This is a genomic window from Pseudonocardia sp. EV170527-09, assembly GCF_008369905.1.
GTDB lineage: Bacteria > Actinomycetota > Actinomycetes > Mycobacteriales > Pseudonocardiaceae > Pseudonocardia.
Genome location: NZ_VRMC01000026.1, coordinates 1 through 19789, shown reverse-complemented (window position 1 = coordinate 19789; position 19789 = coordinate 1). Strand labels below are relative to the sequence as shown.

General features: G+C 74.8%; 20 protein-coding genes, 1 tRNA gene and 2 pseudogenes. 9 read left to right on the top strand and 14 right to left on the bottom strand.

Annotated features, from left to right (window positions below; translation table 11 throughout):
• Nucleotides 1-23 precede the first annotated feature (23 nt).
• From FVA95_RS10520 to FVA95_RS10495, 6 genes and pseudogenes are all read right to left on the bottom strand, one after another.
• On the bottom strand, nucleotides 24-983 hold the full coding sequence (locus FVA95_RS10520) for a ketopantoate reductase family protein (RefSeq protein WP_149664042.1): 960 nt from the start codon (nucleotides 981-983) through the stop codon (nucleotides 24-26).
• A gap of 389 nt (nucleotides 984-1372) precedes the next feature.
• Nucleotides 1373-1448 (bottom strand) — tRNA-Ala (locus FVA95_RS10515).
• 52 nt (nucleotides 1449-1500) lie between these two features.
• A complete protein-coding gene (gene glpR, locus FVA95_RS33900) occupies nucleotides 1501-2751 on the bottom strand; it encodes a gephyrin-like molybdotransferase receptor GlpR (RefSeq protein ID WP_149664041.1) in 1251 nt (416 codons plus the stop codon).
• Nucleotides 2752-2953: 202 nt separating this feature from the next.
• Nucleotides 2954-3611 (bottom strand): annotated as a pseudogene (locus FVA95_RS10505) (GNAT family N-acetyltransferase).
• 5 nt (nucleotides 3612-3616) lie between these two features.
• On the bottom strand, nucleotides 3617-4837 hold the full coding sequence (glp, locus tag FVA95_RS10500) for a gephyrin-like molybdotransferase Glp (RefSeq protein ID WP_149664040.1): 1221 nt from the start codon (nucleotides 4835-4837) through the stop codon (nucleotides 3617-3619).
• 2 nt (nucleotides 4838-4839) lie between these two features.
• Entirely contained in the window at nucleotides 4840-5742 is a 903-nt protein-coding gene (locus tag FVA95_RS10495) for a UTP--glucose-1-phosphate uridylyltransferase (RefSeq protein WP_149664039.1), read from the bottom strand.
• A gap of 36 nt (nucleotides 5743-5778) precedes the next feature.
• Here FVA95_RS10495 and FVA95_RS10490 point away from each other — a divergent pair, with 36 nt between their 5' ends.
• From FVA95_RS10490 to FVA95_RS32810, 4 genes and pseudogenes are all read left to right on the top strand, one after another.
• Nucleotides 5779-6426 (top strand): 5-formyltetrahydrofolate cyclo-ligase, encoded by a 648-nt coding sequence (locus FVA95_RS10490; RefSeq protein WP_149664038.1) that lies wholly within the window; start codon nucleotides 5779-5781, stop codon nucleotides 6424-6426.
• A gap of 107 nt (nucleotides 6427-6533) precedes the next feature.
• Nucleotides 6534-6878 (top strand): FmdB family zinc ribbon protein, encoded by a 345-nt coding sequence (locus FVA95_RS10485; protein ID WP_149664037.1) that lies wholly within the window; start codon nucleotides 6534-6536, stop codon nucleotides 6876-6878.
• Nucleotides 6879-6978: 100 nt separating this feature from the next.
• Nucleotides 6979-7245, top strand: a pseudogene (locus tag FVA95_RS32815) (SAF domain-containing protein); the annotation flags it as partial.
• A gap of 122 nt (nucleotides 7246-7367) precedes the next feature.
• Nucleotides 7368-7628 carry a hypothetical protein gene (locus tag FVA95_RS32810; protein ID WP_240051404.1) on the top strand — a complete coding sequence of 87 codons (261 nt, stop codon included), beginning with the start codon at nucleotides 7368-7370 and terminating at the stop codon, nucleotides 7626-7628.
• A 63-nt stretch (nucleotides 7629-7691) separates the two neighbouring features.
• Here FVA95_RS32810 and FVA95_RS10475 read toward each other — a convergent pair whose 3' ends face one another.
• Nucleotides 7692-9002, bottom strand: a complete 1311-nt coding sequence (locus FVA95_RS10475) for an acyl-CoA dehydrogenase family protein (protein WP_149664036.1) — start codon at nucleotides 9000-9002, stop codon at nucleotides 7692-7694.
• 313 nt (nucleotides 9003-9315) lie between these two features.
• Here FVA95_RS10475 and FVA95_RS10470 point away from each other — a divergent pair, with 313 nt between their 5' ends.
• Genes FVA95_RS10470 through FVA95_RS10460 form a run of 3 tightly spaced genes read left to right on the top strand, consistent with a single transcriptional unit; the run spans nucleotide 9316 to nucleotide 12477 of the window.
• Nucleotides 9316-9786 (top strand): Rrf2 family transcriptional regulator, encoded by a 471-nt coding sequence (locus FVA95_RS10470; RefSeq protein ID WP_149664035.1) that lies wholly within the window; start codon nucleotides 9316-9318, stop codon nucleotides 9784-9786.
• A 22-nt stretch (nucleotides 9787-9808) separates the two neighbouring features.
• On the top strand, nucleotides 9809-11113 hold the full coding sequence (locus tag FVA95_RS10465; RefSeq protein WP_149664034.1) for an acyl-CoA dehydrogenase family protein: 1305 nt from the start codon (nucleotides 9809-9811) through the stop codon (nucleotides 11111-11113).
• The gene (locus FVA95_RS10460; protein ID WP_149664033.1) at nucleotides 11113-12477 is read left to right on the top strand and encodes a DNA-binding protein; all 1365 of its coding nucleotides are present in this window, start codon (nucleotides 11113-11115) and stop codon (nucleotides 12475-12477) included. The genes FVA95_RS10465 and FVA95_RS10460 overlap by 1 nt, the downstream gene beginning before the upstream one ends.
• A 19-nt stretch (nucleotides 12478-12496) precedes the next feature.
• On the opposite strand, the gene FVA95_RS31490 is transcribed toward FVA95_RS10460, so the two are convergent.
• The gene (locus tag FVA95_RS31490; protein ID WP_164514850.1) at nucleotides 12497-12664 is read right to left on the bottom strand and encodes a hypothetical protein; all 168 of its coding nucleotides are present in this window, start codon (nucleotides 12662-12664) and stop codon (nucleotides 12497-12499) included.
• Nucleotides 12665-12831: 167 nt separating this feature from the next.
• Here FVA95_RS31490 and FVA95_RS10455 point away from each other — a divergent pair, with 167 nt between their 5' ends.
• Nucleotides 12832-13251, top strand: coding sequence for an antitoxin (locus FVA95_RS10455; RefSeq protein ID WP_075332959.1), 420 nt, complete (start codon nucleotides 12832-12834; stop codon nucleotides 13249-13251).
• Nucleotides 13252-13320: 69 nt separating this feature from the next.
• Here the strand turns inward: FVA95_RS10455 and FVA95_RS10450 are convergent, their stop codons facing one another.
• From FVA95_RS10450 to FVA95_RS10430, 5 genes are all read right to left on the bottom strand, one after another.
• On the bottom strand, nucleotides 13321-13812 hold the full coding sequence (locus FVA95_RS10450) for a molybdenum cofactor biosynthesis protein B (protein WP_370460853.1): 492 nt from the start codon (nucleotides 13810-13812) through the stop codon (nucleotides 13321-13323).
• 223 nt (nucleotides 13813-14035) lie between these two features.
• Nucleotides 14036-15721 carry a trypsin-like peptidase domain-containing protein gene (locus FVA95_RS10445; RefSeq protein WP_149664031.1) on the bottom strand — a complete coding sequence of 562 codons (1686 nt, stop codon included), beginning with the start codon at nucleotides 15719-15721 and terminating at the stop codon, nucleotides 14036-14038.
• A 58-nt stretch (nucleotides 15722-15779) separates the two neighbouring features.
• On the bottom strand, nucleotides 15780-17237 hold the full coding sequence (locus FVA95_RS10440; RefSeq protein ID WP_149664030.1) for a cell wall metabolism sensor histidine kinase WalK: 1458 nt from the start codon (nucleotides 17235-17237) through the stop codon (nucleotides 15780-15782).
• Nucleotides 17234-17929 (bottom strand): response regulator transcription factor, encoded by a 696-nt coding sequence (locus FVA95_RS10435; protein ID WP_149664029.1) that lies wholly within the window; start codon nucleotides 17927-17929, stop codon nucleotides 17234-17236. Before FVA95_RS10435 ends, FVA95_RS10440 begins: the two co-directional genes overlap by 4 nt.
• A 77-nt stretch (nucleotides 17930-18006) precedes the next feature.
• Nucleotides 18007-18864 carry an NAD(P)-dependent oxidoreductase gene (locus tag FVA95_RS10430; RefSeq protein WP_149664028.1) on the bottom strand — a complete coding sequence of 286 codons (858 nt, stop codon included), beginning with the start codon at nucleotides 18862-18864 and terminating at the stop codon, nucleotides 18007-18009.
• 72 nt (nucleotides 18865-18936) lie between these two features.
• On the opposite strand from FVA95_RS10430, the gene FVA95_RS10425 reads away from it, so the two are divergent.
• Entirely contained in the window at nucleotides 18937-19623 is a 687-nt protein-coding gene (locus FVA95_RS10425; protein ID WP_075308440.1) for an SGNH/GDSL hydrolase family protein, read from the top strand.
• Here the strand turns inward: FVA95_RS10425 and FVA95_RS10420 are convergent.
• Nucleotides 19620-19789: integrase core domain-containing protein (locus FVA95_RS10420; RefSeq protein ID WP_149664027.1), on the bottom strand; the 170-nt coding region annotated here is incomplete at its 5' end. The genes FVA95_RS10425 and FVA95_RS10420 overlap by 4 nt on opposite strands.

Here is a 19789-nt window from a genome sequence, read left to right as displayed (position 1 = left end):
GTGGGTGGCGGGCGGGGTGGGGATCAGCCGGCTCCCGCCCGGGCGAAGAGGTGCTCGGCCGCCTCGAGGCGGGGGGTCGCGACGCCGAGCCGACGCGCCTCGGCGAGGGCGTCCCGGCAGACCGCACGCGGCTCCTCGACCGCGGGATCGGCGTGTGCCTCGAAGCTGCGGCGCGCGGGCGGGAAGGCGACGGTCGCCATGGCGAGTGCGCCGCCGACCGCCCACGCGGGCGCACGCAACGGGAGGAGCCCGACCCGATGGCGGCTCAGGTCGACACCGCGTGCCTGGAGGACCGGCAGCAGCTCACGGCCGGTCAGCATCGCCGCACGCAGGTCCCCCGGTGCCCCGACGAGGTCGGCCAGCACGCCCCGCCGCAGCCCCTGCGAGTGCATCCCGGCGTCCGCCGCGAAGTGGATCAACAGCCAGCCACGGAAGTCGGGCTGCTCGCGGATCCGCAGACCGGCCTCGCGGAAGATCGTGCGGACGGCCGACTCACGTCCGGTGGGCGCTGCGCCGAGGGTGCCGAACAGGACCGACGGCAGCATCATCGCGCGCAGCACGCCGTCCGCGCCGAAGCCGCCGCCCGCCTGCGGGAAAGCCCAGGCGACCCGATCGGCGGGGAGGTCGCCGATCGCGGCGAGCGGTTCCTCCCAGATGTTGCCGAAGACCAGCACGGTCGCCCGGCTGACCCGGGGCGCCAGGAACGCGGCGGCCTCGGCGAGGCGGTGGTGGCCCACGCTCAGCACGATCAGGTCGAAGTCGTGGTCGGCCCCGAGTTCCTCCCGCAGACGTACCGGCCACCGCTCGACCACGCGCCGTCCCCACGGGCCGTGTCGCATATCGGTCAGCTCGAGGTCGACCGCGTCCCCGTACGTCGCGGCGCGACCCGGGCGGACGTAGAACTCGACCTCGTGCCCGGCCCGTTCCAGCACCCGGCCGTAGACCGACGCGATCACACCGCGGCCGAACATCAGGATCCGCACACCGCACCTCCGCTTATCTGGAGACAATCTCCACTCTCTCACGATATGGAGACGATCTCCAGATGTCAACGCGGACGGGAGCCGTACGACAGCAGCCGACCGAGGGGGCCGAGGATCGAGCCGTCCCCCGACACCGGGAGAGCGCCGCGACCATCGGAGGAACGGGTCGACGCCACGTCGGTACGCCCGACCGGGTCCGGCGGCCGATCGATCAGGGCTTCTTCCGCACGCGGTGGATCGACGAGGAGCGGTTCACGGACCTGCCGGGACACGGCCACGGCGGCCAGGACACGAGAGACGGCGAACCGGATGACACAGGGCCGGCCCGACCTGGGTATACGACAACACCCCGACCTCTGCGCGAGATCGGGGTGTGGGTCACACAATGATGGTGGAGCTGAGGGGAATCGAACCCCTGACCTTCTCGATGCGAACGAGACGCGCTACCAACTGCGCTACAGCCCCAGGTGTATCAGGCCCGCCCTCGCGGGCTGACCTGAAGAACCCTAACAGACCCCTACTCCCCCACCGCACGCCGGTGGGGGGTACCCGCGTCGAACTCGTCGGGCTCCTCCTCGGCGTCCACGTCGACCAGCGACGTCCCGGCCGGGACGGGCGGCGGCGGGGCCGCGGCGAGGCGCGGGAGCGACGACTCGTGCTCGGTCCCGACGGGTCCCTCGACGGTGCGCCCGCGGGCCGGGAGCACGCCCAGCGGCTCGCCGGTACCGCGGACGCGGGTGGGCTCGCCGTCGTCGGCGGTCCAGTCGTCGTCCTCGTCGGTGCCCGCGGTGTCGGGGGCGGCGGTCGCGCGGATCTCGTCGTCGGCCCGCCCGGTGGAGGCCTCGCGGCCGCGGTGGGCCCACTCGTCGAGCTCGGGGTCGTCGGCGGCCGGGGACTGCCGGGTGCCGGCCAGGCGTGCGGCACGGCGGGCCCGGATGCCCTCCTCGATGCGGACCTGGCGACGCAGGTAGGTCAGGTAGCCGACCAGGCCGGCGCCGACGACGCCGGTGACCCACCAGAACACCGTCGAGACCAGCAGCGCGGCCGCCCCGGCGGCGAGCAGCAGCACGAGCAGACCGAGGACGACGCGCTGGCGGAACGCGTACTTGGCGTGCGCGGCCGCGGCGGCGGCCTCCGGATCGAAACCCCCGCGGCCGGGACGGTAGCGGGCCGGCGGGCGGGACCAGCCGTCCTCGTCCACCTCGCCGATCCCGTCGGCGTCGGAGCCGTGCTCGTCGTCGGCGTCGACGAGGTCGGCGAGGTGGTCGGGCCGGGGGTCGCGCTCCCGGTCCGACCGGACCCGATCGTCGAGGCCGGCGTCGTCGTGGTCCACGAGGTCGTGGTCCACGAGGTCGTGGTCGAGATCGGCGTGGTCGTCGTCGCGGTCGAGATCGGCGCGGTCGAGATGGTCGTCGAGGTCGTCGAGATCGGCGCCCCCGGGACCGCGGACCCGGCCGTCGTCGTCGATCTCGGCGTCGTCGTAGACGTCCTCGGCGTCGTCGTAGGCGTACTGGTCGGCCTCGTCGGAGCGCCCACGGGGAGCGGGGACGTCGTCCCGCGCCTCCGCCAGCTCGCCGACCGTGGTCGGACCGGATCGCTGTGTCACAAGAACCTCCGGGTGTCGATGCCGCGCGGGACGTTCCAGCACCCGCCCGGACAGCAGCGCCGGGCTGAGCCGGGCCACTTCCTGCTGGCGCCGGGCGACGGTCGGAACGAGGATCAGCAGCCAGAGCACGACCAGACCCACGAAGATCACAGAGCTGGGCACGGCTGCCTCCTCCCCGACCGGCGCAGTCCACCCGGTGGAACGGCCCCGACCCGCGCCACCACCGGTCACCGTAATCGGGCGTGTGCCCGTACCCGGGCCGCGACGCGCCGTGGTCCCTCGGACGGACGGTGCGAAACCAGAGACGTGCGGTACACGTGTGACTCCGGTGAGTGATCGAACGAGGTGTGGGCGCTGCGCAGGGTCAGGGCCGCGACGCGCGGCCGTGGCGCACCAGCCGGGCCGCGAAACCACCCGGCGGGACCTCCTCGGCGGTCACGGCGTAGGCGTAGTGGTCGCGCCAGGCGCCGTCGACGTCGAGGTAGCGCTGCAGCAGTCCCTCACGGCGCAGCCCGAGCCGGGCGAGCACGGCGATGCTGGCCGCGTTCTCCGGGCGGACCGTGGCCTCGACGCGGTGCAGCCGGACCGGACCGAAGCAGTGGTCCAGGACGAGCGCGACCGCCGCGGTGGTGATCCCGCGCCCGCCCAGCGTCGAGTCCAGCCAGTAGCCGACGTAGGCCGACAACAGCGGTTCCCGCACGACGTTGCCGACCATGACGTGCCCGGCCATCGCCCCGTCGACGGTGATCGCGAACGGCAGCGACAGCCCGCGTCGTGCGGCCCCGCGCAGCAGCCACCACCGGCCGGGCCACTCCACACCGGAGTTGCGGCGGGCCCACCCGCCGTAGGTCGTCGGCTCCCAGGGGCGCAGGAAGTGCTCGTCACGGACCCGGATCCGGGCCCAGTCACCGCCGTCGCGCAGCCGGACCGGGCGCAGCCCCACCTCGTGCCCGCAGCGGCCCGAGCACGGCGGGCCAGCCGGGGTGGCCGCCAGGCGGTTCGGGGACGACGGGCGGCGGCACTCGGCTCAGTTCCGCCCGCGGGGGACGAGCTCGACGTGCTCACCGACGGTCATCTCGGTGACGTCCTCGTCGATGACCGCCAGGGCGTTGACCTCGGACAGCACGGCCAGCAGGTGGGTGCCCGACGCGCCGAGCGGCTGGGCGAGCAGCTCGCCGTCGTCGTCGGACCGCAGCAGCCGCGCCGGGATGTAGGACCGCCGCCCGGCCGGCGAGACGATCGGCGAGGTCAGCCGCGCGGTCCAGGTGCGCCGCAGCGGCTCCTGGCCCAGCGCCAGCCGGATCAGCGGCCGGACGAACACCTCGAACAGCACCAGCGCGGTCGCCGGGTGCGACGGGAACAGGAACACCGGCACGGCGTCCGGGCCGAGCCGGCCGTAGCCCTGCGCGGAGCCGGGGTGCATCGCGACGCGGGTGTCGTCGATGCCGCCGAGGTCGGCCAGCCCGCTCTTGGCCTCGGCCGCGGGCGTCCCGCCACCCGCCCCGCAGACCACGACGATCTCCGACGCCGGCAGCAGGTCCTCGACGGCACCGCGGATCTCCGCGGCGCTGCCGCCGACGGTGCGGGGCCGGTTGGTCTCCGCGCCCGCCTCACGGGCGGCGGCGACCACCGCGTGCGAGCAGACGTCGGCGACCTGCCCGGACGCCGCCGAGCGGCTCACCTCCACCAGCTCGTCGCCGACCGAGACGACCGAGACCCGCGGCCGCGGGTGCACGAGCAGCTTGTCCCGGCCCGCGGCGGCGAGCATCGCGACCTGGGCCGAGCCGACCACGTCACCCTCGCGGACGGCGACGTCACCGGACTGGACGTCCTCCCCCACCCGGCGCACGAAGCCCGCCGACGGCACGCCGCGGCGGATCGTGAGGCGCGCGGCGCCGCCGTCGGTCCACCCGAGCGGGGCGACGGCGTCGGCGAGGGTCGGCAGCGGCGCGCCCGCCGCGACACGGACGGCCTGGCCGGGCTGCAGCCGCAGCGGCTGGCGCGACCCGGCGGCGATCTCGCCCACCACCGGCACGGTGACCGGGGAGGCGTCGCTGGCCCCGGCGACGTCGACGCTGCGCACCGCGTAGCCGTCGATCGCCGCCTGGTCGAAGACCGGCAGCGGACGCGCCGCGACGACCTCCTCGGCGCTGCGCAGCCCCTGCGCGTCGGTGATCGCGACGCGCACCGGGGCCGGGCGCACCGCCACGTCCAGGATCCGGGACAGGTGATCGGTGACCGTGCGCACTCTCAGTCCTTCAGTCGCTCGTTCAGCCAGGTCCGCAGATCCTCGCCGTACTCCGGGTGCTGCAGCATGAAGTCGACGTAGGCCCGTGCGTACCCGGCGGGGTTGCCCAGGTCGTGACGCCCGCCGCGGTGCACGACCACGTGCACCGGGTGCCCCTCGGAGATCAGCAGCGCGACGGCGTCGGTCAGCTGCAGCTCACCGCCCGCGCCGGGGGTGATCCGGTCCAGCGCGTCGAAGATCGCTCGGTCGAGCAGGTAGCGACCGGCCGCGGCCAGGGTCGACGGCGCCTCCTCCGGGGCGGGCTTCTCGACCATCCCGTGGACCTGCTTCACGTCGTCGGCGCCGGTGTCGGAGACCTCGAAGACGCCGTAGGCCGAGATCTGCTCGCGCGGCACGTCGAAGGCGCAGAGCACGCTGCCGCCGTGCTCCTCTCGGACCTGCGCCATCCGGGCGAGGACCCCGGTCGGGAGGACCAGGTCGTCGGGCAGGAGGACGGCGACGGCCTGCTCGTCGTCGGCCAGCGCCGGGCCGGCCTGGGCGACGGCGTGGCCGAGGCCCTTCGGCTCGTACTGGTACACCGACTCGACCTCGAGCAGGCCGGGGGCGCGGCGGACCTTGTCGGCCAGCTCGCCCTTGCCCCGGCCCTCCAGGGTCTTGACCAGCTCGTCGTCGGTGCGGAAGTAGGCCGCGACCGAGTCCTTGCCCGGGGAGGTCACGACCAGCAGCCGCTGTGCGCCGGCCTCGGCGGCCTCCGCGGCGACGAGCTCGATCCCGGGCGTGTCGACGACGGGGAGCAGCTCCTTCGGCACGGCCTTGGTCGTCGGCAGGAACCGGGTGCCCAGACCCGCCGCCGGGACGACGGCGGTGCGGAAGGCCCCGGTGCCGCTGGACGTCTGCACGCTCATGGTCGGCGAGCCTAGCCACAGCTCTAGCCTGGAGCCGTGACGGCTCGCGCGGGGGACGGGGGTGGATCGTCGCCTGATCAGGGTGGACGACCCGGTGAGGCCAAGCGGGCACTGCGGCGCACGCTGCTGGCGGAGCGCCGCGGTCGCCCGGTCACCGACCGGGCCGCGGCGACCACCGCGCTGTCGGCGCACCTGTGCGCGCTCGCCGCCGCGACGCCCGGCCCGGTGGCCTGTTACCTGCCGATCGGCACCGAACCCGGCGGGGCTGGGCCGGGCGTGCCGTCACTGCCCGACGCCCTGGTCGCCGCCGGCCACGAGGTCCTCGCCCCGGTGGTGCCGGACGAGCCGGGGCCGCTGGACTGGACCGTCTACCGGGGGCCGGACGACCTGGCGCCCGGGCCGCTCGGGGTCGTCGAACCGACCGGTCCCCGGCTCGGACCCGCCGCGCTCGCGACGGCGGTCCTGGTCGTGGTGCCCGCGCTGGCCGTCGACCGGCGCGGACGACGGCTGGGCCGCGGTGGCGGCTTCTACGACCGGACGCTCGCGCTCGCCGAGCCCGGCGCCCTGCTGGTCGTCCCGCTGTACGACGGCGAGCTGCGCGACGAGGTCCCGGCCGAGGAGCACGACGTGGCGGTGGGAGCGGTCGCCCTGCCCCGTGACGGGGTGGTGCATCTCTCGCCCTGACCGTGTGGACGGGTCGGCCCGACCGTTGCCGCGGAGTATGCTGGCACTCGCTCTCGTCGAGTGCCAGCCCATGGGCGGGCACCGCCCCAGTTCGTCCGGAGGATGTTGTGCCGACCTACCAGTACGCATGCACCGCGTGTGACCACCGCTTCGAGGCGGTGCAGTCGTTCTCCGACGATGCCCTCAGCACCTGCCCGAACTGCGGCGGGAAGCTGCGCAAGGTCTTCTCCTCGGTGGGCATCGTCTTCAAGGGCAGCGGCTTCTACCGCACCGACTCCCGCTCGGGTTCGGTCAGCAGCGGGTCGTCCTCCGAGTCGGCGAAGTCCGACAGCTCCTCGTCGAGCTCGTCCTCGGACTCCTCCTCGTCGGGCTCCTCGTCCTCCTCGGACTCGGGCAGATCGTCGTCCTCGACGTCGTCCACCGCCTCGTCCTCGAAGGCCGCCGCCTCCTGATCCGTCCACAACCGGCCGAGTTGTCCACAGGCCGGTGGATCGGCCCGTCCTGAGCCGCGTCCCGCCCTAGCGTCGGAACCACGACGGCGGAGGGACGGTCATGGCGGAGGAGACACAGCGGGCGGACCGCCCGTGGGATCGATTGCTGCGGCGGCCCTCCTGGTCACGGGCGTTGCTGGCCCGCCGAGTGCTGGCCGCTGCCCTCGCGGTCGCGGCCGTGGTGGTGGCGCTGCTCCCCGCCGCGGGTGACGAGCGGGTCCCGGTGCTGGTCGCGGCGCGCGACCTCGCCCCCGGCACGGCGCTGGGCCCGGCCGACGTGGTCGCGGCAGCCTGGCCGCCCGCCCTCGCCCCTGCCGGTGCGCTGACCGCGCCCGCCGCCGTGGCCGGGCGGCTGCTCGCCGGACCGGTGGCCGCGGGCGAGCCGATCGGCGAGCTGCGGCTGGTCGGGTCCGCGCTCGCCGTCGTGACCGGGGGCCGGGCGCCTCGGCGGTGCCGCTGCGCCCGGCCGATCCGGCGGTGGCCGCGCTGTTGTCCCCCGGCTCCCGGGTGGACGTCGTGGCGGGCGGCCCGGACGGCGCGCGTGTGCTGGCCGCCCGGGCCGGGGTGGTGGCGGTGCTGCCGCCCGCCGCAGGGGCCGCCGGAGCGCGGGCGGACCCAGGACCGCTGGTGCTGGTCGCGCTGCCGGAGGCGGAGGCGACCGCGGTGGCGGCGGCGACGCTGGCCGGCGAGGTCACGGTGACCCTGCGATGAGCGCGGCGGCACCGCGGGACCGCCGGCGTCGGGTGCCCGGCACGCAGCCGGGCACCCGGTCGGTCAGCCGGCGATCGTGCCGATCGACTCGTGCTGCTTGCCGAAGACGATCATGTCATCGTCCATGATCGCCCGGGGGTTGAACAGCGGGTCGGCGAGGATGCCGTGCACGCGGCGGCGCTGCATGCCCATGTTGCCGCCGTCGTAGATCGGGAGCACCGCGACCTCGCGCAGCAGCTTGCCGAAGCCGTTGGCGGTCTCCAGGCTGTTGACACCGACGATCTGCATGCACTTGTACACGCAGTCGATCATCATCTCGGTCACCTGGATCTTGTTCATCGCGCCGACCAGCTCGGCGTGCTGGTCGTGCTTGTCCAGGTAGTCGGCGGCCCGCCAGCAGAAGTAGCGCGCCATCTCGATCTTCGACGCGACGTCGCCGAGCACGTAGCCGACGTTCTGGAACTCGATGATCGGCTTCAGGGCGCCCGCGGTGTTGTTGCGGGCGAAGTCCAGGGCCGTCTCGTAGGCGGTGCGGGCCATGCCCACCGCCGCGATCGCCGCCACCGGCCCGGACCAGGCGAAGTTCCGGTTGATCACGAGGTCGCCGTTGCCCTCGGCGCCGGGGAGGAGGTTCGCCACCGGGATCCGGGCGTCTGTGAACACGATCTCGGCGTTCGACGCGAGCCGGTGACCGATCTTGTCGAGGTGGCGGAAGGTGACGCCCGGCGTGCCGCCCTCCAGGATCAGCGCGGACAGTCCCTCGGTGCCGCCCGCCTCGGAGTCGGTCCGGACGATGAGGGTCCCGGCGTTCACGCCGGTCTCGTCCCACCCCGCCGAGGACGGCCAGTACTTGCGCCCGTTGACGACGAAGTGGTCGCCGTCGCGGACGGCGGTGAGTCCGACGCCGGCCGGGCGCGGCAGCGGGATGTCGAAGTTCGCGGTGCCGGCCGGGTTGCCGGGCGGCTCGCTCGCGGTCCACCCGCCCAAGTAGGTGCCGGTCGGGTCGGAGGTGGCGGCCCGCAGGATGCGTTCCTTCTGCTCGTCGCTGCCGTACCAGGCGATGGGCATGAGGCCGAGGCCGTTGCAGAGCACGGTGCAGGCGAAGCCGGGGTCGACCGCGCAGATCTCCTCGGCGGCGATGACCAGGTCGACGCAGGAGACCCCTCCGCCGCCGTACTCGGCGGGCAGCATGCACATGGCGATGCCCGCCTTGTACGCCTCGACGTAGGCGCCCTTGGTCATCCGGAAGCCCTCGAGCGGGTCGGGCTCGGCGTCCGCCGCCGCGACGACCGGCTGGAGGACGTTCTCGGAGAACGCACGGACGTCGTGCTGCAGCTTGCGCTGCTCGTCGGACAAGGTGAAGTCGACAGGCATGGCGCTTCCCTTCGCATCGGGATCGGGGACGGCACCGAGCCGGAACCGGTATCCGGCGTACCGGTTCGGAACTGGCTCGGTGGCCGCCGACCATCGGGCCCGGGGCGCCGTCGACGAAAGGTCCGTGTCACGAGCGGCGCCACCTCGGTCACGTGCGGCGTCGCGACACCCTCGTGCAGCGCCCGGGAGCGCCACGGCGGCGTCGACGGCACCGCTCCGAGGGCCGCCACACGAGCTTCACCTGGGGAAACACAGCGGTAACCGGTAGATCGAATACTGCTTTCATCCCCGGCGACGAGGAGCACACTCGCCCGTGAAACACACCAGCCACGCCGACTACGCCCTCCGTGTCCTCTTGTACCTCCGGGTCGCCCCAGGCGGGCGGGGCTCGGTCGGCGAGATGGCCGACGCCCACCGCGTCTCCCGCCACCACCTGGAGAAGGTCGTCCAGCGGCTCGCCGCCGCCGGGCTCGTCGCGACCTCGCGCGGGCGGGGCGGCGGTGTGCGGCTGGCCGCGCGGCCGTCGTCGATCACGGTCGGGGCGGTGATGCGGGCGATGGAGAGCGACTTCGCCGTCGTCGAGTGCCTGGGGCCGGCGCGCTACTGCCGGATCGCGGGGGTGTGCGGGGCCCGGAACGTGTTCTCCGATGCGCTGGACGCCTACTTCGCGGTACTCGACGCCGCGACCCTCGACGACATCGCGGACAACGACATCGGGCTGCGCGGAGCCCTCGAGCTCACCGGGACCGGCTTCCGCGGCCACGGGCCCGACTCCCCCCGGTGACCGGAGCCGCAGGAGGTGACCGATGGCCGTCGACTTCACGCTCTCCCGTTCCCAACGCGACCTGAAGCGCCGGGCTCGTGAGTTCGCCCGGGAGGTGCTGCGCCCGGTCGTCGAGCGGGCCGAGTCACTGCCCGACCCGCAGGAGGCGTTCCGGGCGACCCGACCCGCCTACGAGGCCGCCTACGCCGCCGGGCTGACCACGCTGTTCCTGCCCCGCGAGCTCGGCGGCGGCGGGCTGTCCCAGGTGGACTTCCTGATCGCGGTCGAGGAGCTGTGCGCGGTCGATCCCGGCTTCGCGACGACCCTGCTCGTCAACGGCCTCGCCCTGAAGCCGCTGCTCTGGGCCGCCCCCGAGGAGCTGCGGGACCGGTGGATCCGGCGCGCCACCGGTGACCCCACCGGTCGTTTCCTGGCCGGGTGGGCGGTGAGCGAGCGGGGCGGGACCGCGAACTTCGACCACCCCGACCGGCGGGCCGGCATCCAGCTCGTCGCCACCCACGACCGCGCCCGCGGCGAGTACGTCCTGCACGGGGAGAAGCACTGGCCGTGCAACGCGGGCGGCTGGGACCTGCGGGGCGCCGACCTGAGCGTCTGCATCGTGCGGACCGACCGCACTGCGGGCGGGACCTCGGCACTGAGCGCCGTCGTCGTCGAGCGGGGCACGCCGGGGCTGTCGTTCGAGGTGATCGACAAGATGGCCCACCGCACCTGCCAGAACGTGACGATGACCTTCCGCGGCGTCCGTGTCCCCGAGGAGAACGTCTTCGCCCACGGCGACGGGGACCTGCTCATCAACCGGGCCTTCACCTGGTCGGGCCCGATCGCCGGGATCGCCGCGGTCGGCGTCGCGCGGGCCGCCTTCGAGTTCACGCTCAAATGGGCGCGGACCTTCACCGGCGGCGGCTCGGCGCCGGTGATCGAGCACCAGGCGGTCGGAAGCCTGCTCGCCGACGTCGCGGCGCGGATCGAGGCGGCCCGCTACCTGTGCTGGAAGGCCGCGCACTACCTGGACCGGCACGACGGGCAGGGTCAGGCGCTCGCCGGGATGTCGAAGACGTTCTGCACCGAGCTCGTCAGCCAGGTGGTGAACGACTGCATGCGGGTGGTCGGGGTGAACGCCCTGGACCGCCGGTTCCCGATGGAGCGCTTCTACCGCGAGGCCGCCGTCTTCCCCCTCTACGACGCCGGCAACCTGGCCATGCAGCGCCGTCGCACCTGGGGCGTCATGACCGACCCCGGCTACGGCCCCGACGTCTTCGCCGACGGCGACCCGCTCCCCTTCACCCGATCCATGGAGGGCATCGGCACCGTTCCGGGGGTGCGCTGATGCCCGACCGGGACGGCTCACCGGCCTTCACCCGCACCCGGGACGCGTGGGAGCGCTTCGCGGCGGGCGACGAGGTGCCCGCGGACGTGCCGTTGTCGATCGCGCTGTCCTGGCTGCGCTGCCGGGACCGCCACCGGCTCGACCCGCTGGCGCCGGTGCAGGCGCCCGTGCGGGACGACGTGGTCTACCGCCGGGAGCACGCCTCGGTGTTCACGATGCTCGGCGCCGTCGCGGCGGGGATCGCCGGCAGGCACGACGGGTGCGTCGCCGCGGTCACCGACGGCGACGGCCGGGTGCTGGCCTCGTGGGCGGCACGCGGTTCGGGCGAGTGCGCCCCGGCCCCGGGCAGCGTCTGGGCCGAGGCACGGGCCGGGACCAACGGTGCCGGGACGGCGCTCGCCCACCCGCGGGCGGTCTGTGTGCGGGGGCCGGAGCACTGGAGCTCGGCGCTGCACGACCACAGCTGTGTGTCTACGGCGGTGTGCGACCCGGTGCTCGGCACGGCGGTGGCGGCGCTGACCGTCTCCACCCGGGGTCACTGCCTGCCGGTCCGCCCCGACGACCTGCTCCTCGCCACCGGCCCCGCGCTCCGCGTGCTGTGCGATGCCGCAGCCCGCTCCAGCGCCGTGCTGGCGGGTGCCTTCGTCGACCTGGACCGGCGTGAACGACGGCCGCTGCTCGCCCTCGACTGCGGTGGCCGGGTCGTCGCGGCGAACTCGGCGGCCCGCCGGCGGGGCCTGCTCCCCCGCTCCGACGGCGGTCGCGCGCTCGGCCGGGCCGTCGCACCGGCGTTGGTCCGGGCCTGCGGGGGTGACACCTGGTCGGGGACGGTCGTCGTCGGCGCCGCAGGTGACACGGGCGGCACCGGTGGCACCAGTGGCGCCAGTGGCACCGACCCCTGGGTGTTCCGGCTGCGCCCGGTACCCGGCGACGCGGGTCCGGTCGGCTTCCTCGCCGTCGCCGACGGCGCCGGGACGGGCACCGACGACGTGCTGCCGGTCCCCGATCCCACCCCCGCCGCGGACGCGCCGGACCGGGTCGCCGCGGTCGGACGGGGCGGGCGGCTGCACCTGCTGGCCTGCGACGACGTCCGGCACGCCCGCGCCGACGGCCACGACGTCTGGCTGGTCACCGACGTCGGCGTCCTGCGGGCAGCGCACCGCGGGATCGACCGGTTGGCCCGCGAGCTGGGGCCCGCCGGGTTCCTCCGGGTGCACCGTGGGCACCTGGTGAACGCCGCGCGCATCCGGAGCGTGCACCGCGGACCGGACGGCATGACGGTGGCCACCGACCGGGCCGGCGCCGAACGGATCCCGGTGTCGCGCCGCGCCGTCCCGGCAGTGCGGGCCGCCCTCGGTCTGTGAGCCGCCGGGTCCGGCGGGGTCAGCCGCCGTGGTGCGGTGGACGGTTCTCGGTGAACCAGCGGTCGGGGTCCGCGGAGTCGCGCTCGTCGGCGGCGCCGTAGTCGGCCCGCTCGTCGGCAGTGGTCGAGGGGTCGTCGCCGAAGATCTCCTCGATCCGTCGGTGCATCCGGTCCGCGGGCTCGCTCATGGCTCCATGGTGCCGTGCGCGGGCGGCGCGGGTGGACACCGATCCCGCGTCACCGTGCCGTGCCGGGCTCGCGAGGCCCCACGACGACGCGTCCGGGTGCCACCATGGAGGCAGCCGTACGCATCCGCCCGGGGTCCCCGGGCGGCGACAGGAGAGGTGGACCGCTCATGGGGTTCCTGGACAAGGCACGCGAGGCTGCCGAGAACGCGATCGAGAAGGCGAAGCCGCACCTGGACAAGGCCTTGGAGCAGGCGGGCCCGCACCTGGAGAAGGCCAAGGAGAAGGCCGGCCCGCTCGTCGGGAAGGCCGCGGAGAAGGTCGACCAGGCCACCGGCGGCAAGTACTCGGAGCAGATCGACGGGGTGAAGGGCAAGGTCGAGGGTGCACTCGGGCACCACGACCCGGCCGCTCCCGGCGCCGGCACGCACGGCGACGCCGTCCCGCCGGTGCCGCCCGCCCCGCCCGGCGGTGACGCGTTGAAGCCGCAGGGCAACCCGGCTGCGTCGCAGCAGCCGCCGGCCGTGCCGCCGGTTCCGCCGGAGCGCAAGGACGACGGCGGCGTCCCGCCGGTGCCCCCGGCGAGCTGACCACACGGCGAACGGGCCCCGGCATCGGCCGGGGCCCGTTCCCGTCGTGGGACCGGTCGTGCGTCCGGGTCAGTCGTCGAGGCCGGACAGCTCCGAGATGACGTGCGGGACGAGCGGGGTCAGCGTCGCCATGCCGTCGCGGACGGCTGCGCGGGACGCGGCCAGGTTGACCACCAGCGTGCTGCCCGAGACGCCGACGACCCCACGGGACACTCCGGCGTCGACCGCTCCGGCGGCGAGACCGGAGGCGCGGATGGCCTCGGCGATGCCCGGTACCGGCCGGTCGAGGACACCGGTGGTGGCGTCCGGGGTGACGTCGCGGGGTGACACGCCCGTTCCGCCGACGGTCACGACCAGGTCGACGCCGCCGATCACGGCGGTGTTCAGCGCGCTGCGGATGGCCACCACCTCGCCGGGGGCCGAGACCACGCCGTCGACGAGGAAATTGGCCTCCTCCAGCAGCTCGGTGACCAGCGGACCGGTGCCGTCGGACCGCTCACCCGCACTGACCCGGTCGTCGACGATCACCACGAGAGCACGGCCGATCTGCGGACCCGACATCTCCATGCCGTCACCCTAGCGCCGGCCCGGGGCCGCCCCGGGGGAGGCCGTGCCGGTGCTGGGAGGGGGGACCGGCACCGGCACGACACTCCGGGCGCATTCGATGGGGCACCACCGAATGCCGAACCACCCCATCACGACGGTTCTTCACCCGTCAACGACCTGCCGTTCGCACCACCCGCACGGCCCCGTCCGGTCGGGCGACGTCCACCCGGGCGGGCCGTCACTGCTCGCCCAGCGTCACCTCGACGGTCCGGGTCGCCCCGCCCGCGTCGAGGACCTCCAGCTGGACGACGCTGCCCGGCGGCTGTGAGCGCACCGCGGCCTGCAGGTCCGTGCCGGTGGTGACCCGCTGGTCACCCAGCCGGGCGACGATCTCCTGCAGACGCAGCCCGGCCTTCGCGGCCGCGCCGTCCGGGGTGACCTCCTGGATCACCGCGCCGCGCAGCTGCGGGTCGTTGCCGACGGTCACGCCGAGCACGGCGTGCGTGGCCTTGCCGCCGGACCGCAGCTGGTCGGCGATGCGGCGGGCCTGGTTGATCGGGATCGAGAAGCCGACGCCGATCGAGCCGCCGCCCGGCCCGGCCGTCGCGATCGCGGAGTTGATGCCGACGACCCGGCCGTCGGCATCCACCAGCGGGCCCCCGGAGTTGCCGGGGTTGATGGCGGCGTCGGTCTGGATCGCGTTCAGCACCGTGTCGCTCGCCCCCGGCGCACCGGAGTCGGCGGGGATGCCGACGGCCCGGTCGACGGCCGAGACGATGCCGGTGGTGACCGAACCGCCGAGCCCGAGCGGCGACCCGAACGCGGTGACCTGCTGACCGACCCGGACGCGGTCGGAGTCGCCGAGCTCGACCGTGTTCAGGCCCGGCAGGTCGGTGCGCACGAGCGCGATGTCGGACTGCGGATCCTGCCCGACGATCGACCCGATGGCGGAGCGGCCGTCCTGCAGCACCACACGCAGCGTCCCGCCCTGCGCCGCCGGGGCGACGACGTGGTTGTTGGTGAGGATCAGGCCGTCGCTGCCGACGATCATGCCCGAACCCTCGCCGCGGTCACCGACGTTGCCCGCGCCGCCGTCGACCCTGATCTGGACGACGGCGGGCAGCACCTTCTCGGCGACGGCCTCGATCGATCCGGCCGCTGCCGTACCCCCGGACCCACCTGCGAGGCGCGCGCCGACCAGACCGCCGAGGGCACCCGCGACCAGTGCGATGAGCAGACCGGCCGCGACCAGGACGACTCCCCGGCGTCCGCGGCCGGGCGGACGCGGCGGAGCGGGTGGGGCGCCGACCGCCCACGGGGGCGGGGTGGCCTCGGCGGGGGCCGGTGCGCCGGTCGCGTCCGGGTGCGCCGGGAGCTCCCGGGTGCCGTCCGCCGGCACCGGCGTCGTGTCCGTCGGGCTGTCCCGGGGGTCCGCGTCGGGCGCGGCGCCGCCGGAGCCCGCGGCGGGCGCGTCGGCGGCGGTGGAGCCGGGGCGGGCCCACGGGTTGGCGGGCACGGCCCAGCGGTCGGTGGGCGGGTCCTGGGTGGAAACGGCCTCGGTGTCGGGGCCGTGGTCGATGCCGTGGTCGGGCTGCGGGGCGGCGTCCTCGTCGGCCGGGGTGCCGGGTGACGCGGGGGCCGTTCCGGAGACGCCGGTCGCGCCGGCCGTCGACGCAGCGGTCGCCCCGGATCCGGTGGACGCGCCGCCGTCGGGGGCCGCAGGTGCGGTCGCGGACTCCCCACCCGGACCGGCCGCGGCGGTGCCATCGGCCGGGCCCGCGTCGACACCGTCCCCGGCAGCGCCCGGTGAGCCGGTGGCCGGAGCGTCGGCGGACCCGTCCTTCGCGGCCACGTCCCCGGAGTCCCCGCCGGACGTCCCCGCTCCGGTGCGGGTGGGCTCGTCGGGCGGGTTGTCCTGAGTCATGCGTCCACCGTCCGTCGTCTCACAGGAGCACCACCCCGTCACGGGGTGTCGCACCAGGTTATGGGCTGTCCGGGTTCGCCACGTACCGGCCCGGCAGGGCCATCGAGAGCAGCGCGCCGCCCTCCGGGGCGCGCCCCGCCCGCACCTCTCCCCCGTGCCGCGCCGCCGCCTGCGCGACGATGGACAGCCCCAGCCCGGAGCCGGGCATGGTCCGCGAGGTGTCCGCCCGGTAGAAGCGGTCGAACACGTGCGGCAGGTCCTCGGCGGCGATCCCGTCACCCTCGTCGGCGACCTCGATCACCAGCCACTCCGGCGAGATCGGCACCATCGACAGCCGGACGGTGCCGCCGGGCGGGCTCCACTTCACGGCGTTGTCGAGCAGGTTGAGCACGGCACGTTCGAGCGCGCTGGCGTCGCCGTCGAGGATCCACGGGGTGCGGTGGACCTCGAACTCGACCTCACCCGCCCGTCGCTTCACCCGGTCCAGGGCGCGGTCGACGATCTCGGTGAGCTCCAGTGCCTCGCTCGTCATGGTCGGGGCGTCGTCGCGGGCGAGCTCGACGAGGTCCCCGACGAGGTGGGACAGCTCCTCGACCTGGGCGCGGACGTCGTCGAGCAGCTCGGTGCGGTCCTGGGCCGGCAGGTCGGGGGTGTCCGGCCGGTCGGCGGAGGCGAGCAGCTCCAGGTTGGTGCGCAGCGAGGTCAGCGGGGTGCGCAGCTCGTGCCCGGCGTCGGCGACGAGCCGGCGCTGCTGTTCCCGCGACGCGGCCAGCGCGCCGAGCATCGTGTTGAACGACTGGGTGAGCCGGGCGAGCTCGTCGGACCCGGAGACCGGGATCGGGCGCAGGTCACCGGTCTTGGCGACGCGTTCGGTCGCCGCGGTGAGCCGCAGCACCGGCCGCAGCCCGGTCCGGGCGACCGCGACCCCGGCGAGTGCGGCCAGGACGACACCGCCGAGCCCGACGATCGGCAGCGCGGTGCCCATCCGGGTCACCACCCGGGTCATCGTGTCGAGCCGCTGGGCCAGCACCAGCGCACGGCCGTCCCCGGCCCGGACGGCGACGATCCGGTACGGCACGCCGTCGAGATCGGCGGTGCGTCCCGGCTGGGTCGGCCCGCCCTGGGCGACGGCGACCTCCGGCTCCCCCAGCGGCGGCCGCGACGACTCGTCGGCCGAGGTCGCGATGCCCGAGGAGTAGACGAGCGCGATGTGCAGGTCGGCGGCGCCGAGCACGTCGGGCGGGAGCGCGGCGAGCAGCCGCGGGTCGATCAGGTCGCTCTGCGCGGCGGCGTAGGCACGCTGGCGCAGCGTCTCGTCCAGCGAGCTGGTGAGGTTCTGTCGCACCACGAGGAACGCGGCGGCGGACACGAGCAGCACCATCGCGGCGGCGACGAGTGCGGCCAGCACCCCGATCCGGGCGCGCAGCGTGAACCGCTCGCGGTCCGGCTCGGCCGCGGGCCCGCGGCGCGACCAGCGCTCGGCCCGCTCCTCGTCGAGCGGGAGCGGCTGGGTCACGGCGGGGTGTCCCGCAGGACGTAGCCGACACCGCGCACCGTGTGGATCAGCCGCGGCTCGCCCTCGGCCTCGGTCTTGCGGCGCAGGTAGCCGACGTAGACCTCCAGGGCGTTGCCACTGGTCGGGAAGTCGTAACCCCACACCTGCTCGAGGATCTGGGCGCGGGTCAGCACCCGGCGCGGGTGCGCGAGCAGCAGCTCCAGCAGGGAGAACTCGGTGCGGGTGAGGCTGATCGGCCGTCCGCCGCGGGACACCTCGCGGGTGTCGGGGTCCAGCGTCAGGTCGGCGAAGGTGAGCGCGGGGCTGGTACCGGCGTCGTCGTCGGTGTCGGGGGTGCGGCGGCGCAGCAGCGCGCGCAGCCGGGCCAGCAGCTCCTCCAGCGCGAACGGCTTGGGCAGGTAGTCGTCGGCGCCGGCGTCGAGCCCGGCGACCCGGTCGGACACCGCGTCGCGGGCGGTCAGCACGAGGATCGGGAGCGCGTCACCGGCGCTGCGCAGCCGCCGGCACACCTCCAGACCGTCGACGCGCGGCATCATCACGTCCAGGACGAGCGCGTCCGGCCGGTCGGTGAGCATCTTGTCCAGCGCGACCTGGCCGTCCTCGGCGAGGTCGACCTGGTAGCCGTTGAAGGCCAGCGAACGACGCAGCGAGTCCCGGACCGCCTTGTCGTCGTCGACGACCAGAATGCGCATGGGCACCAGTCTCGCCGACGGCTCTGAGAGGAACCTGAGCAGGCCCTGATCGACGGATGGTGATCAGGGCCCGGCGGTCAGGACGCCTTGTAGGCGGCGGCCATGTCCTCGCCGCCGTGGCCGCGCTCCGACGCCCGCAGCAGCCGGTCCCGCACCGCGGGCGCGACGTCGAGCCGGGTGCCCGAGGCCTGGGCCGCGGCGACGATCAGTCCCGCGTCCTTGGCCGCGTTGTCCACGGTGAAGCTGGGGGTGAAGTCGTCGTCGAGGATCGCCCTCGCCTTGTTCTGCAGGTAGGGCAGGTCCAGCGGGCCGCCGGCGACGGCGGCGAGGAAGGCCTGCGGGTCCACCCCGAGCCCCTGGGCGAGCGCGACGGACTCCCCGGTCGCGGCGGTGATCGCCAGCACCCAGCTGTTCGCGACGAGCTTGAGCCGGCTCGCCTGCGCGGACTTGCAGTCCTCGGCCACCCAGACGGTCTGCCGGCCGACGGCGTCGAGCACCGGGTCGACGACCGGGCGTGCCGCGGGGTCGCCGGCGACGAACACGGTCAGCTGCCCGGCCTCGGCGGGCGCGCGGGTGCCGAGCACCGGCGCGTCGAGCAGGGTCAGGTCGTGGCGCTCGGCGATCGCACGGAGCCCGTCGAACGGCTCGACGCCGACGGTGGTGGTCTGCAGCCACACCTGGCCCGGCGCGAGACCGTCGGCGGCCTGCTCCAGGACGGCGGTCACGTCGTCGGCGTTCCCGAGCATCGTCACGACGACGTCGGCGCCGCGGACGGCGTCGGACGGGTCGGTGTACAGGGCCGCGCCCGCGTCGGCGAGCGGCTGCGCCTTGGCCGCGGTCCGGTTCCAGACCCGCAGGTCCAGACCGGCAGCGAGGATGTTGTGCCCCATCCCGGCGCCCATGATCCCGGTCCCCAGCAGTGCAACGGTCGTCATGACGTCCACGGTAGATCCGCGCCCGTGGTCCCGCCGGGTCACCGGCGCCGCGGAACCTGCTTCACTGGGGCCGTGGCCGACACGGGTGAGCCCGTCTTCTCCAACCGGACCGGGCGCCCGCCGGGCCGGATCATCACCGCGGTGTCCCGGTTCGTGCCCGGGATCCGCCGCGTGCAGCAGCAGATCGAGCCGTACGCGGCGCACTGGGAGGAACGCAACCGCACCGAGCTGTCCCGGACCGGCCCGCTCTGCGTCGTCCTCGGCGACTCGATGGCCCAGGGCATCGGCGCCTCGCACCCCGAGCGCGGGTGGGCCGGGCAGCTGATCGGGCGGCTGCCCGGGTGGCGGCTGGTGAACCTGTCGCAGTACGGCGCCCGCGTCGACGACGTCCTCGACGCCCAGCTCCCCGTCGCCGAGGGACTGCACCCCGAGCTGCTGCTGTGCCTGGTCGGGTCCAACGACCTGATGCAGCCACGGCACCAGGACGGTGTCGGACACCGGTACGCGGCGCTGGTCGACCGGCTTCCCCCGGGCACCGTCATCGGGAACCAACCGGGCACGTTCGCGGCGGCGCTGCAGGTCAACGGCCTGATCGACGACGCCGTGCGGCACCGCGGGCTCGTTCTGGCCGAGCTGCGGGACCCGCGGACCCGGCACTGGCGCGGCAAGCTGGCCTCCGACCGGTTCCACCCCAACGACCGCGGCTACGCCGCCATCGCCGAGGTGTTCTCCGAGGCACTGCGCCGAGCGGGTCGCTAGGTGTGATGTCCAGGGAGGTTGGTCAGCCTGGTGACTGGTGGCTGGCCGCCGATGGCGGAGTGAGCGCGGTGGTGATTGTAGAAGTGCATCCAGCCGGGTAGGGCGTCGTTGCGTTGGCGGGTCGACTCATAGAGTCGGGCGTAGGCCCAGCCGTCGGCCAGGGTCC

Bases quoted from the DNA above. Each gene is read 5' to 3' on its own strand.
- FVA95_RS10450 (WP_370460853.1), bottom strand. From the start codon at position 13,812: ATGTCGGGTCCGCAGATCGGCCGTGCTCTCGTGGTGATCGTCGACGAC.
- FVA95_RS10455 (WP_075332959.1), top strand. From the start codon at position 12,832: ATGGGGTTCCTGGACAAGGCACGCGAGGCTGCCGAGAACGCGATCGAG.
- FVA95_RS10460 (WP_149664033.1), top strand. From the start codon at position 11,113: ATGCCCGACCGGGACGGCTCACCGGCCTTCACCCGCACCCGGGACGCG.
- FVA95_RS10435 (WP_149664029.1), bottom strand. From the start codon at position 17,929: ATGCGCATTCTGGTCGTCGACGACGACAAGGCGGTCCGGGACTCGCTG.
- FVA95_RS10445 (WP_149664031.1), bottom strand. From the start codon at position 15,721: ATGACTCAGGACAACCCGCCCGACGAGCCCACCCGCACCGGAGCGGGG.
- FVA95_RS10465 (WP_149664034.1), top strand. From the start codon at position 9,809: ATGGCCGTCGACTTCACGCTCTCCCGTTCCCAACGCGACCTGAAGCGC.
- FVA95_RS10495 (WP_149664039.1), bottom strand. From the start codon at position 5,742: ATGAGCGTGCAGACGTCCAGCGGCACCGGGGCCTTCCGCACCGCCGTC.
- FVA95_RS10475 (WP_149664036.1), bottom strand. From the start codon at position 9,002: ATGCCTGTCGACTTCACCTTGTCCGACGAGCAGCGCAAGCTGCAGCAC.
- FVA95_RS31490 (WP_164514850.1), bottom strand. From the start codon at position 12,664: ATGAGCGAGCCCGCGGACCGGATGCACCGACGGATCGAGGAGATCTTC.
- FVA95_RS10430 (WP_149664028.1), bottom strand. From the start codon at position 18,864: ATGACGACCGTTGCACTGCTGGGGACCGGGATCATGGGCGCCGGGATG.